The 11,870-nt window shown below is 75.0% G+C and carries 11 protein-coding genes; 6 read left to right on the forward strand and 5 right to left on the reverse strand.

What is annotated here, in order from left to right:
* Window positions 1-218: 218 nt before the first annotated feature.
* Window positions 219-1,610, forward strand: a complete 1,392-nt coding sequence (locus JEK78_RS19585; RefSeq protein ID WP_200264262.1) for a cytochrome P450 — start codon at window positions 219-221, stop codon at window positions 1,608-1,610.
* 146 nt (window positions 1,611-1,756) lie between these two features.
* Here the strand turns inward: JEK78_RS19585 and JEK78_RS19590 are convergent, their stop codons facing one another.
* From JEK78_RS19590 to JEK78_RS19600, 3 genes are all read right to left on the reverse strand, one after another.
* The gene (locus JEK78_RS19590; RefSeq protein ID WP_200261493.1) at window positions 1,757-2,719 is read right to left on the reverse strand and encodes a pseudouridine synthase; all 963 of its coding nucleotides are present in this window, start codon (window positions 2,717-2,719) and stop codon (window positions 1,757-1,759) included.
* 131 nt (window positions 2,720-2,850) lie between these two features.
* Complete coding sequence (locus JEK78_RS19595; protein WP_200261494.1) at window positions 2,851-3,705, reverse strand: siderophore-interacting protein; 855 nt, start codon at window positions 3,703-3,705, stop codon at window positions 2,851-2,853.
* Between the two features lie 287 nt (window positions 3,706-3,992).
* The gene (locus JEK78_RS19600; protein ID WP_242483432.1) at window positions 3,993-4,922 is read right to left on the reverse strand and encodes a 5'-3' exonuclease; all 930 of its coding nucleotides are present in this window, start codon (window positions 4,920-4,922) and stop codon (window positions 3,993-3,995) included.
* 407 nt (window positions 4,923-5,329) lie between these two features.
* Between JEK78_RS19600 and JEK78_RS19605 the strand changes: the two genes are divergently transcribed.
* Both JEK78_RS19605 and JEK78_RS19610 read left to right on the forward strand, forming a co-directional pair.
* Window positions 5,330-5,902, forward strand: a complete 573-nt coding sequence (locus JEK78_RS19605) for an XRE family transcriptional regulator (protein WP_200261496.1) — start codon at window positions 5,330-5,332, stop codon at window positions 5,900-5,902.
* Window positions 5,899-6,630 (forward strand): helical backbone metal receptor, encoded by a 732-nt coding sequence (locus tag JEK78_RS19610; RefSeq protein WP_200261497.1) that lies wholly within the window; start codon window positions 5,899-5,901, stop codon window positions 6,628-6,630. The genes JEK78_RS19605 and JEK78_RS19610 overlap by 4 nt, the downstream gene beginning before the upstream one ends.
* A gap of 81 nt (window positions 6,631-6,711) precedes the next feature.
* On the opposite strand, the gene JEK78_RS19615 is transcribed toward JEK78_RS19610, so the two are convergent.
* Window positions 6,712-7,914: an amino acid deaminase/aldolase gene (locus JEK78_RS19615; protein ID WP_200261498.1), complete on the reverse strand. Its 1,203-nt coding sequence runs from the start codon at window positions 7,912-7,914 to the stop codon at window positions 6,712-6,714.
* Between the two features lie 515 nt (window positions 7,915-8,429).
* Here JEK78_RS19615 and JEK78_RS19620 point away from each other — a divergent pair.
* The 3 genes from JEK78_RS19620 (at window position 8,430) to JEK78_RS19630 (ending at window position 11,299) form a co-directional block, all read left to right on the forward strand.
* Window positions 8,430-9,170: a hypothetical protein gene (locus JEK78_RS19620; protein WP_200261499.1), complete on the forward strand. Its 741-nt coding sequence runs from the start codon at window positions 8,430-8,432 to the stop codon at window positions 9,168-9,170.
* Between the two features lie 23 nt (window positions 9,171-9,193).
* Complete coding sequence (gene mycP, locus JEK78_RS19625; RefSeq protein ID WP_242483433.1) at window positions 9,194-10,357, forward strand: type VII secretion-associated serine protease mycosin; 1,164 nt, start codon at window positions 9,194-9,196, stop codon at window positions 10,355-10,357.
* A gap of 213 nt (window positions 10,358-10,570) precedes the next feature.
* Window positions 10,571-11,299 carry an SseB family protein gene (locus JEK78_RS19630; RefSeq protein ID WP_200261501.1) on the forward strand — a complete coding sequence of 243 codons (729 nt, stop codon included), beginning with the start codon at window positions 10,571-10,573 and terminating at the stop codon, window positions 11,297-11,299.
* 116 nt (window positions 11,300-11,415) lie between these two features.
* Here JEK78_RS19630 and JEK78_RS19635 read toward each other — a convergent pair whose 3' ends face one another.
* Complete coding sequence (locus JEK78_RS19635; protein WP_200261502.1) at window positions 11,416-11,772, reverse strand: DUF1844 domain-containing protein; 357 nt, start codon at window positions 11,770-11,772, stop codon at window positions 11,416-11,418.
* Window positions 11,773-11,870: the final 98 nt, after the last annotated feature.

Genomic DNA, 11,870 nt, shown 5'->3' on the forward strand with positions numbered 1-11,870 from the left:
CAGCGGGGGGCCGGCGAGACCCTCCGCACGACGAAGGACCCCACCCCGTGAACAACGAACCCATCGAGTCGGCGCCCGGTGCCGCCGCGACCGACGCGTCCGTCCGGGACCAGGAGGACACGGGCGCGGCCCCCCGCCGCCCGACCGGGCAGGGACCGGTCCCCACCCCGCCGCCCGGCTGCCCCGCCGGCGGACCAGGGGCGGCGGGGCCGCGCCGGCTGCACGAGGCCGCCGAGCCAAACGACCTCTACGTGGAACTGCGGGCGGAGCACGGTCCCGTGGCCCCCGTCCTCATCCACGACGACGTGCCGGTCTGGGTGGTGCTGGGGCACGCCGAGAACCTCCGACTCGTCTCCACCCCCGCCGTGTTCAGCCGCGACAGCCGGATCTGGACGCCACTCGCCGAGGGGATGGTCAAGCCCGACCACCCGCTCATGCCGCACATCGCCTGGCAACCCATCGCCTCGCACGCCGAGGGCGAGGAACACAAGCGGCTGCGCGCCGCCGTCGCGGGCGCCATGGCCACCATCGACTATCGCGGTCTGCGCCGCTACGTCCGCCGACACAGCAGGATCCTGGTCAACCGCTTCTGCGAACGCGGGCGCGCCGATCTCGTCGGCGGATTCGCCGAGCATCTGCCGATGGCCGTGCTCTGCGAGATCTTCGGCATGCCCGAGGAGTACGGCGACCGGCTGGTCGGCGCCGCCCGCGACGCGCTCAAGGGCACCGACACGGCGATCGAGAGCCACGCCCACGTCATGGAGATCCTGGAGCGACACACCGCGCGGCGCCGCGCTCAGCCCGCCGAGGACTTCACCTCCCACCTGGTCGACCATCCCGCGCGGCTCACCGACGACGAGGTCCGAGAGCACCTGCGGCTGGTCCTGTTCGCGGCCTACGAGGCCACGGTCAACCTCATCTCCAACGTTCTGCGGGTGGTGCTCACCGACCCTCGATTCCGGGCCCGCCTGAGCGGCGGCGAGATGACCGTGCCGGAGGCGGTGGAGCAGTCCCTCTGGGACGAGCCGCCGTTCAGCACCGTCTTCGCGTACTTCGCCAAGCAGGACACCGAGTTGGGGGGACGGCGCATCCGTCGGGGCGACGGCCTGCTGTTCGGCATCGCCCCCGGCAACGTGGACCCGCGCATCCGTCCCGATCTCAGTGCCGGGATGCGCGGCAACCGATCCCACCTCGCCTTCGGGGGAGGCCCGCACGAGTGCCCCGGTCAGGACATCGGCCGGGTCATCGCCGACGCGGGGGTGGACGCCCTGCTGATGCGGCTCCCCGACGTTCGACTCGACTGCCCCGAGGAGGTGCTGCGTTGGCGGTCCTCGATCGCCTCGCGGCAACTGGTCTCCCTGCCTGTGCGGTTCGAGCCCAGGCAGCCGGAACCGGTCTCGACACCGCCCGGCCGATCCCCGGTGCCCAGAGGAGAGGGACTCTGGCACCGCGGCGAGCGCCCGGCCGCCGATCCGACCGAGCGGGTCTTCGTGTCGCCCGCGGAGACGGGCGACGACCTCCTGCGCCCGCCCTCGAAGGACCCGGAGGACGCCGTCCCGCCACGCGGCGTCTGGCACCGTCTCCTGCGCTGGTGGCGGGGCTACGAATGATCCCGACCGGGGTCGCCCCACCCTCGGGCGGAAGCGCCCCGGCAGGTATCCCGACACGTCACGCGCGGGCGGAGTCCCGCGAACCGTCCCCGGCCGACCCGCCGCGCGCCGCCAGGACCTCGGGTGGCCGCCGCCACCGGAAGGAGTCAGTCGGAAGCGCACCACGTCCCGTACGAGGACCACGCCTCCAACGTCCGCCCGGTCCGGAAACGATGCCGTCGCCCGCTCCACGGATCGGTGAACGCGAGGCCGGTCGCCAGCAGTTGCAGAGGACGGCGGAAGTCGCCCGGTGGTGCCGGGTCGGTCACCACGGGGTAGAGCGGATCCCCCAGGATCGGCACGCCCAACCCGCTCAGATGCACCCGGAGTTGATGCGTGCGACCGGTCGTGGGGAGCAGGCGATAGCGACCGAGATCCACCGCCCCCGCCCGCCGCTCCACCAACTCGACCCGGCTCTCGGCGTTGGGGGTCCCCGGCTCCTGCCGGGCGGCCGGCACGCCCCTTTCCTTCACGATGCGACCGCGGACCGTGCGGGGCAGGTCCAGTTCCGGATCGTAGGGGGCGACGGCCTCGTACTCCTTGCGTACCAGCCGGTCGCGGAACAGGGTCTGGTACGCGCCGCGCTCCTCCGGCCGGACGGTGAACAGCACCAGACCGGCCGTGAGCCGGTCCAGACGGTGCGCCGCCGTGAGCGTCGGGATGCCCAGGTCGCGGCGGAGACGGGTCAGCGCCGTCTCGACCACGTGTCCACCGCGTGGTGTGGTGGCCAGGAAGTGGGGCTTGTCGGCGACGACGATGTGCGCGTCCCGGTAGACCACGTCGAGGGCGAAGGGCACCGGGTGCTCGGCGGGCCGCTCCCGGTGGAACCACACGTACGCCCCCGGTCGAAAGGGGTCCCGGGCCGTCACCGCCCGCCCGTCGGCGTCCACCACGAGGCCGTCGTCCATCAGCGTGGCCACCGCCCCGGCGGGCGCTCCGGACAGCCGCCACACCAGGTAGTCGCGTACCGTCGACCACGGCCCGGTGACGGGCAGCCGGACCCTGACCGGGTCCACTCCGTCGCGCTGAGGCAGCGGTGCCGGTGGCGGGGGGGTGCGTCGACGTCTCATCGCCGGCAGCCTACGCGGCCTAGCCGGTTGGCCCACACCGATACCGAGCACAGGAAAGCGGCCACGACGGCACGGGGCGGGCCGGTCGCCGCCCCACCCGAGGGCGCCGCGTGGTGCGCGTGATCGGTCCGCTAGGCCGCCGACACCTTGGCGCGGCGCTCCTGCTCCGCCTCGATCCGGGCGTTCCACTCCGGCTTGCACGCCTGCCAGCCGTCCTCGTCGCAGCCCAGGCGCCAGTAGCCGGAGATCGAGAGGGCTTCGCGGGGCAGCCCGTGCTCGACCCGCAGCAGCTTGCGCAGCTCCTTCACCCAGCCTGCCTCGCCGTGGACGAAGGCGTGGACCCGCCCCTCCGGGAAGTCCAGCCCCCGCACCGCCTCGACCACCGCCTCGCCGACCGGACGACTTCCCCGGTGCAGCCAGACGATCTCCGCGTCGGAGTCGACCTTCTGCTCCTCCTCCGGGCCCGCCACCTCCACGAAGGCGTGGACCCGGGTGCCGCGCGGCATGGCCTCCAGCGACCGGGCGATGGCGGGCAGCGCGCTCTCGTCGCCGGCGAGGAGGTGCCAGTCGGCGGTGGGATCCGGGGCGTAGGCGCCGCCCGGCCCCAGGAAGTGCACGGTCTCCCCCGGCCGGGCGCGCACCGCCCACGGACCCGCGAGGCCCTCGTCTCCGTGCACCACGAAGTCCAGGGTCAGTTCGAGGTGCTCGGGATCCCAACGGCGCACCGTGTAGGTACGGGTCACCGGCCACTGCTCACGGGGGAACTCCGCCCGGATGCGATCCATGTCGAACGGTTCCGGATAGCGGGCGCCCCCGGAGGGGAACAGGAGCTTGACGTAGTGGTCGGTGCAGGTGTCCGCCGCCAACCCCGCGAGGGTGTCGCCGCCCAGGACCACGCGCTGCATGTGCGGCGTCAGTCGCTCGGTGTGGATCACCCGGGCCGAGCGCGGCGTGCGCGTCGGCTTGCGTCCCCGTCGGTCTGCCATCACGGCCTCCCTGGTCCTGTGGTCAGGATTCCCTGAGTTAGGTTTACCTAAGCTAACATCTCCCGCTCTTGTGACGCCCCACGCGCACGAACGAATCCGCCACGGCGCGCCGCCCGCGTCCGCCCCGTGGGCCCCTCGCGCGGCGGAGGCCACCGACGGGCGGGTCGGCCCGCCACCCCGTGCGCCCCCGGCGGGCCCGTGTCCCCCGGGTGCCCGAGGCCGGCCCTCCGACGCGTCGCTCGATCGACGGGCACACCCCGCCGCGACCACCACCGGACGACACCCCGTCACTCCCGCAGCGTGCCGAGCAGCCGCTCCAGCGACCCACCCAGACCCCAGCGGGTCGCCAGCGCCGCCAGTGTCGCGGGATCGCGCGGGGAGCGCGGCAGCGTCGTGTCGACGGCCGGCAGGGGAAGGTCCGCCGCCACCCGCACCACCTTCGGCGCCACCTGCAGATACGGCCGGGCCTCGGTCAGCCGGCGGCGCTGGGTGGCGGTGAGCCGCGCCCCCGGATCGTCCGCGGCGGCCAGGATGCCCGCCAGGTCCCCGAAGTCGGCGAGCAGTTTCGCCGCCGTCTTCTCCCCGACCCCGGGCACGCCCGGCAGGCCGTCGCTGGGGTCGCCGCGCAGCAGGGCCAGATCCGCGTATCCCGCGCCGCCGACACCGTACTTCTCCCGCAGTACCGCCTCGTCGGTGACCTGAAGCGTGCCCACTCCCTTGATCGGGTACAGGACCCGGACGTCGCGGGCGTCGTCGACGAGCTGGTACAGGTCCCGGTCCCCGGTCACGATGTCGACGGGCCCGGTGCCTCGTGCCGCGTACCCGCCGATGACGTCGTCCGCCTCGTAGCCCGGCACGCCCACCCTGGCGATCCCCAGCGCGTCGAGCACGGCCTCGATCACCGGCACTTGCGGGGTCAGGGTGTCCGGGACCTCCTCCTCGTCCGGACCGGCCTCCACCTCCCGGGCGACGCGGTGTGCCTTGTACGACGGGATCAGCTCGACGCGCCACTGCGGGCGCCAGTCCGCGTCCACGCACGCCACGAGGTGCGTCGGCCGGTGATCCCGGACCAGGCGGTCGACGAAGTCGAGGAGGCCCCGCACCGCGTTCACCGGCGTGCCGTCGGGAGCGCGCACGGACTCCGGGACGCCGAAGTAGGCGCGAAAGTAGAGGGAGGCGGTGTCGAGGAGCATCAGTCGTCCGGTCACGTCCCGCATCATGCCGCAGTCCCCGCGGTATCCGGGGGGTCGGCTCGTGGCACGTTCGGCACCGCGAGAGGTCGTCGGCCGGTCCGCGCGTGTCCCCCGGGAGACGAGGGGCGACGGTATGGATCCGGACAACCACGGAGCGCGACACCGGGGGTCCCTCTCCGCTCCGTTCGGGCACATCGGCGGGGAACGGGGCACTCGGGCGGGGTCCCGGGAGCGCCCCGTGCTCGCGGGTGCGCGACCCTGGGAGTGGCGTGAAGTACGACATCGGTGCCGGCGCGGACGCGGGCGCACGGGACACGCGCGGGGTTCGGCGCGCCGAACCTGCGTAGGCTGCGGAGAAAGCGGAGAGTCCGCGCGCGGTCCGGGGCGGACTCGGGACGGCGCGGTCGACGGAGAAGGAGGGAGCCGGAGCGATGGGCGACCACAAGGAACGGCCTCTCCGGGTCGGCGCGGCCGTGCGCCGCCGGCGTCGGGCCCTCGACCTCACCCTCGCCGTCGTGGCCGAGCGGAGCGGGCTGTCCGTTCCCTTCCTCAGCCAGGTCGAGAACGACCGGGCCCGGCCCAGTCCCGGCTCCCTGGAGAAGATGGCCGACGCGCTGCGCACCACCGCCGTGGAGCTCCTGGCGGCGGCCGACCCCGCCTGCAGCGTCGACGTGGTCCGGGCCGAGGAGGACGGTGCGGGCGACGAGGCGCGGGTACGGTCGCTGGTCCGCGGTCACCACCAGATGCACGCGTCGGAGTTCGTGGGCGACCACGACGTGGGCCGGGAGCTCCGCCACCGCAACGACCAGCTAATGTACGTGGTCGAGGGCGCGGTGGAGATCGAGGCGGAGGGCCGCGCCCACAGGTTGGGGCGTGGCGACACCATGTACCTGACCGGCGGGGTACGGCACCGCTGGCGGGCGACGGAGCCGGACACCCGGTTCCTCGTCGTCACCGTGGCCGAGCACATCGAGGCTGTCGGCGACCGGCGGCGGCGGGGGTGAGCGGCCCGGTCCGGGTGGTGTCCCTCGTGCCGTCGCTCACCGAGTCCGTGGCCCTCACGGTGCCCGACGCCCTGGTCGGCGTCACCGACTGGTGCACCCATCCCGCCGGGCTCGACGCCGTCCGCGTGGGCGGGACCAAGAACCCCGACGTCGCGAGGATCCTCGCGCTCGGCCCCGATGTGGTGATCGCCAACGAGGAGGAGAACCGCGAGGCGGATCTCGCCGCGCTGCGTGCGGCGGGTATCGAGGTCCTGGTCACCGAGGTGCGGACCGTTTCCGCGGCCTTCGACGGGCTGGCCTCGGTTCTGGAGGCGTGCGGGGCGCGAACCCGGCCCCGCTGGCTGGACGAGGCCGAGGCGGCCTGGTCCACGCGGCCGGTGCCGGATCGGCGGCTCACGGCGGCCGTCGCGATCTGGCGGCGGCCGTGGATGTTCCTGGGCAGGGACACCTTCGCCGGCGACGTGCTCGCCCGGCTCGGCGTGGACCACCTGTGGACGGGGCACGCCGAGCGGTATCCGAGGATTCCCGTCGAGGAGGTGCGCGCCGAGCGTCCGGACGCGGTCGTCCTCCCGGACGAGCCGTACCGGTTCACCGCCGACGACGGCCCGGAGGCGTTCCCCGGCCTGACGTCCGTCCTGGTCAGCGGGCGCCACCTGACCTGGTACGGACCGTCGCTCGCCTCGGCGCCCCGAGTGCTCGACACCGCGCTGCGGACCGTGCGCGGCTGAAGGCCGGATCGCGGTGCGGCGGGGCCGACACGCCGCCCACCGGCCCGACCGGGAGGCCCGCCCGCTCGCCCGGGGGCCCGCTCAGAGGAACGCCCGGCCCTCGCCCCGATACGTCGGCACCACCCCCGTCACCACGTCGCCCCTCACCAGGTGCAGCGTGTCGAAGCGTTCGCACAACTCGCCGGCCTTGGCGTGGCGGAACCAGACGCGGTCGCCCAGCCGCAAGGCGGCGGCGGCCGGACCCCGCAGCGGGGTCTGCACCTCGCCCGCGCCTTCCAGCGGCAGGTACCGCAGCCCCGCCGGGAGCCAGGGGACGGGCAGCCGGTCCGTGCCCGGGGGGCCGGACGCGGGGTAGCCTCCGCCCAGCACGGTCACCGAGTCGACACCGGGGCGGCGCACCACGGGCAGGGCGAACAGGGCGGCGGGGCGACCCCGGAACGACGTGTAGTGGTCGAACAGCCGCGGGAGGTAGAGGCCCGAGCCCGCGGTCACCTCCGTCACGGCCCCCTCCGCGGCGGTGTGCGGCAGACTCCCCGTGCCGCCGCCGTTGACGAACTCCAGGGCGGGCGCCACCGCCCGAACCGCGCGCACGACTCGGGCCCGACGCTCCGTCAGATCCCTACGGGCCAGGTCCTGCGCGGCTCGGATCGCCCGCGACCGGAGCGGGTGGCCCGCCACCGCGTCCCCGACACCGGCCAGGTGACTCTCGTACGCCATGAGCCCCACGAGCCGGAACCCCGGGCGACGGTCCACCGATCGGGCCAGGCCGGTGAGGTCCGCGGGGGAGCGCAGCGGAGACCGTCGTGCGCCGATCCGTATCCGCCCGCCGAGCAGCCACGGCGACGTGTCCCAGTCGAGGCAGACCCGGACGACCTCCCGACCGCCGCCGCGGGCCCCCTCGATCAGGCGCAGTTGCGCGGGATCGTCGACCATGACCGTGACGGCGGCGGCGAGCAGCGGGTCCGCGGCCAGCTCGGCGAAGCCGGCCCGATCCGCGGACGGGTACGCCAGCAGCACGTCCGCCACCCCGGAACGGGCCAGCCACAGGGATTCCGCGAGCGTGAAGGACAGGACGCCCGCGAAACCCTCCCGGGCCAGGGCGCGCTCGATCAGACCCCGGCAGCGAAGTGACTTGCTGGCGACCCGGATCGGCTTGCCAGAGGCCGCGCGTGTCAGGGTGTCCGCGTTGGAGTCGAAGGCGTCCAGATCCACGATCGCCAGCGGCGCTTCCACGCCGGCGGTCGCTCGGTCGTATCGGGCACGGTCCCGGGCGCGCGCGGTCATGGCGGGAGCCTGGCAGACGCGGACGCCGCCGGGTAGGGGACGTTTCCGGCCCAATACCCCGCGGGCGCGGACCGAGTCCCCCCGCCGACCGGGCACGTCGTAAAGTGACGCCGACGGACGACGGAACGGTCCGGTCGCGTCGGCACCGGGATGGCGGGACGTCCACGCTGGTCGACCCGCCCCGGCGGCGAGTGCGCGGCGGTCCGACGGGATCGGGGCACGGGAATTGGGGGCGCATGGGCACGGAAGCGTCGCGCGGCCCCGTGCCCCCTCCTCCCAGGACACCTCACGGGTTCCCGGCGTCCGCGCCGGCACGGCACGTCGAACACGCGCCGGGGCGCGCCGCTCCCGTTCCGTTCGAAGTCCTCGGGCGGGGGTCCTCGGGGGCGACCGACGGGGCGTCGGAGCCGTTCCACCCCTGGTACGACCTTCCCACGCCGCCCGACGGGCCGACGGCCGACGGTCTTCCGCCACCGCCGACTGTCTCCTCCGGCGGGCGCTTCCGCGGCCGGGCCGTGGCCGCCGGCGTCTGCCTCGTCCTCGGTCTCGGCCTGATCGGTGGCGCGGTCGCCGGCGGTTGGTACGGCCGAGGCGCGCACGAGGCGGCGAGCCCCGACGCCTTCTCCGCCGCTCGGGGCCTGTGGCACACGGTGCCGGTCGACGACTTGTTCCCGCCCGTCGTCCAGGGGGGCGGCGCCGGTCCCGGGGGCGCCGACCGCACCTGGGTCAGAGTCGGCGTCGCGCCGGACGACGACTGCGCGGGCGCCTTCGACCCGTTGCTGGCCAGGGCTCTCGCTCCCGTCGGTTGTGCCCGCCTGTTGAGGGCCACCTACACCGACGTCACCCGGAGCCATGTCACCACGGTCGGGCTCGTGTTCACGGAGGCGGACCGGGCGGCGACCGACGCGCTGGCCACCAGGTTCGACGCGGAGGGGCTGGGGATGCGCGCGGATCTCATGCCGTTGCCCTACGCGGTGGCGGACACGGTGGCGGCCGGGTTCGGAGCCGCGCAGCGGGCGACTTGGACGGTGTCCGTGCTGACCGACGCCCCGGTGGTCGTCTACTCCGTCACCGGATGGGCGGACGGCCGGATCGTGGCGGATCCGACGCCCGCGGAGGAGGACGCGGAGTCCGAGGCGACCGCCGCTCCCGCCCAGGCCGGCCTCGGCCACGACGCGCGAGGACTGGCCGACCGGCTGGAGCGCGGCGTGCGCCGCGCCGTCGGAGAGCCGCCCGCGACGAGGGCTTCGTCGTGACCGCCGCCCGGGTCGGTCGGGGTCTGTCTCGGGCCCTCCCGCTCGCCCTCGCCCTGACGTTCCTCTCCCCGTCCGCCGCTCACGCCGACGGCATCCGGGACCGGCAGTGGTCCCTGGACGCCCTCCGCCTCGAAGACGCCTGGCGGACCAGCCGCGGCGCGGGAGTCACCGTGGCCGTGTTGGACACCGGGGTCGACGCCGACCATCCCGACCTCGTCGGCAACGTCCTCGACGGGCGGGACCTGATCGGCTTCGGTGCCGCCGAGGGCGACCGTGCCTGGGCGCGGCACGGCACCGCCATGGCGGGGATCATCGCCGCCCACGGGCACGGTCCCGATCGGGGCGACGGGGTCGTGGGGGTCGCTCCCGAGGCGGGCATCCTGCCCGTGCGAGTCATCCTGGAGGACGGCGACCCCGCGCGCGCCAAGGCCCGGAAGGCGCGTGCCGACGCCCTCGCCCAGGGCATCCGGTGGGCCGTCGACAACGGGGCCGACGTCATCAATCTCTCCCTCGGCGACGACTCGGCCTCGGCCCATCCCGAGGCCGCCGAGGACGAGGCGATCCAGTACGCGCTCGGCGAGGGAGTCGTGGTCGTCGCCTCCGCCGGAAACGGCGGCGAGAAGGGCGACCGCGTCTCCTACCCGGCCGCCTACCCCGGCGTCATCGCCGCGACCGCCGTCGACCGCTACGGCACCCGGGCCCCGTTCTCCACACGACGCTGGTACGCGACGGTGAGCGCCCCGGGTGTGGACGTGATCATCATCGATCCCGACCGCACCTACTACGAGGGGTGGGGCACCAGCGCGGCGGCGGCCTTCGTCTCCGGGGTCGTCGCGCTGCTCAGGTCCGCGCACCCGGACCTCACTCCGGCGCAGGTGAAGCGGGTCCTGGAGGACACCGCGCGCAACACGCCCGAGGGCGGCCGGGACGACTCCCGAGGCGCCGGTTTCGTCGACCCCGGCGCCGCGCTGGCGGCGGCGGGGAGCCTCCGGGACGAGGACCCGAAACCGACGGGAGACGGGGAGCGGTTCTTCGGCCCCGGGCCGGGCCCCGGCGAGGGCACGAACGTCGACACCGCATGGGCCGCCCCGCTCGCCGTGGGCGCCGGCTCCGTGCTGCTGGTCGGCTCCCTCGCGCTCTGGCGTGGCCGCTCCGGCCGCGCCGGCCGCTGCGATCACCCCGGGTGAGCACCGAACGGCCGAGGGGCGGGGAGACCGGCCGGGCCCGGCCGATGGGGGTGGCGCGATCGGCGCCACCGCTCGGCGGGCCGCTCGCGACCCGGCCCCGGGCGGCTCATCCGTGACGGGGCCGTCCGGGGCGGTCGGTGCCCGCGGAGGTCCCCGGCCTCCGGGGACGACCGCCCCACCGCTCTCGCCAGGGCCCCGGATAGGGTCGGGGCCGTGGCGAACAAGAACATCCCCGACCCCGGTTTCCGCGACGACGACGGTTCCGCCGACCCGAGGGTCAGCGCGGCGTTGGCGGCCTGGGCGGACGACCGCACCGCCGTGGGGCCGGTGCTGACGGCGCTGCGTGACGCCCGGTTGCTGGTCCCCGTGGTCGCCGTGCTGGGCGAGGTCACCGAGGAACCGGGCGGAGTGCGCCGGGAGAAGACCAGCGACATGGCGGTGCCCACGCTCAAGGCCGGGGGCCGCACCGCCCTCCCGGCGTTCACCTCCACCGACGCGCTGGCACGGTGGGACCCGACCGCCCGTCCCGTGGCCGTCCCGCTCCGGCAGGCCCTGCGGGCGGCTGCCCACGAAAAGGCCGACACCGTCGTGCTGGATCTCGCCGGTCCGGTGCCCTTCGAGCTGACGGGGCCGACCCTGTTGGCGCTCGCCGAGGGCCGGACCAGCACGGAGCCGCTCGCCGACCCGGCCGTCACGGAGGCGCTGCGGGGTGCCCTGGCCGACGAGCCGGCGGTGCTCCGCGCCCACCTGGGGCCGGGGCGCGCCGACGGCACGCTGGCGTTGGTGTTGGCGGCCGACGCGGCGGCCGGTCAGGTGATTCGCGCCGTCGCCGAGCGCCTGGCGGCCGACGAGACGCTGAGGGCGCGCCTGGTGCGCGGGCTCGATCTGGCGGTGCTTCCGGCCGACGCGACACCGCCGGGGGAGCCCGTCTACGTCCGTTGAGCCTCCGGGAGCAGGCGCTCCCGGCCCCCGGCGACCGGACGGCCGCCGCGGACACGCGCGTGGGCGAGTCCGGCGGTCATCCGGGCGAGCGGGCCGGGCGGGTGTCCGCCGGTCGATCAGCCGAAGACGGGCCCGGTGTACTTCTCACCGGGCCCCTGGCCCGGATCGTCCGCGACGAGGGACGCCTCGCGGAAGGCCAGCTGGAGCGACTTCAGACCGTCCCGCAGGGGTGCGGCGTGGAAGGAGCTGATCTCCGTGGCGCCGGCGTCCAGCAGCCCGGCCAGCGCGTGCACCAGCTTGCGGGCCTCGTCCAGGTCCTTGTGTCGGTCACCCTCCTCGGTGAGGCCGAGCTTCACGGCTGCGGCGCTCATCAGGTTGACCGCGACGGTCACGATCACCTCCACCGCCGGCACCTCGGCGATGTCGCGGGTCATGGTGTCGAAGTCGGGGGACTCGGCGGGGGTCTCACTCATGTCGGACACGATAGGCGCCCGCGGTGGCGCGGCCGTACCCGGTCGCGCGTTGGCTCCCCGTCCGGCGAGCTGTTAAAGTGGGCGAACGACCGGTCGGA

This window comes from Streptomyces sp. HSG2, assembly GCF_016598575.1.
Lineage (GTDB): Bacteria > Actinomycetota > Actinomycetes > Streptomycetales > Streptomycetaceae > Streptomyces.

Bases quoted from the DNA above. Each gene is read 5' to 3' on its own strand.
- JEK78_RS19615 (WP_200261498.1), bottom strand. From the start codon at position 7,914: ATGACCGCGCGCGCCCGGGACCGTGCCCGATACGACCGAGCGACCGCC.
- JEK78_RS19605 (WP_200261496.1), top strand. From the start codon at position 5,330: ATGGGCGACCACAAGGAACGGCCTCTCCGGGTCGGCGCGGCCGTGCGC.
- JEK78_RS19595 (WP_200261494.1), bottom strand. From the start codon at position 3,705: ATGGCAGACCGACGGGGACGCAAGCCGACGCGCACGCCGCGCTCGGCC.
- JEK78_RS19635 (WP_200261502.1), bottom strand. From the start codon at position 11,772: ATGAGTGAGACCCCCGCCGAGTCCCCCGACTTCGACACCATGACCCGC.
- JEK78_RS19590 (WP_200261493.1), bottom strand. From the start codon at position 2,719: ATGAGACGTCGACGCACCCCCCCGCCACCGGCACCGCTGCCTCAGCGC.
- JEK78_RS19600 (WP_242483432.1), bottom strand. From the start codon at position 4,922: ATGCGGGACGTGACCGGACGACTGATGCTCCTCGACACCGCCTCCCTC.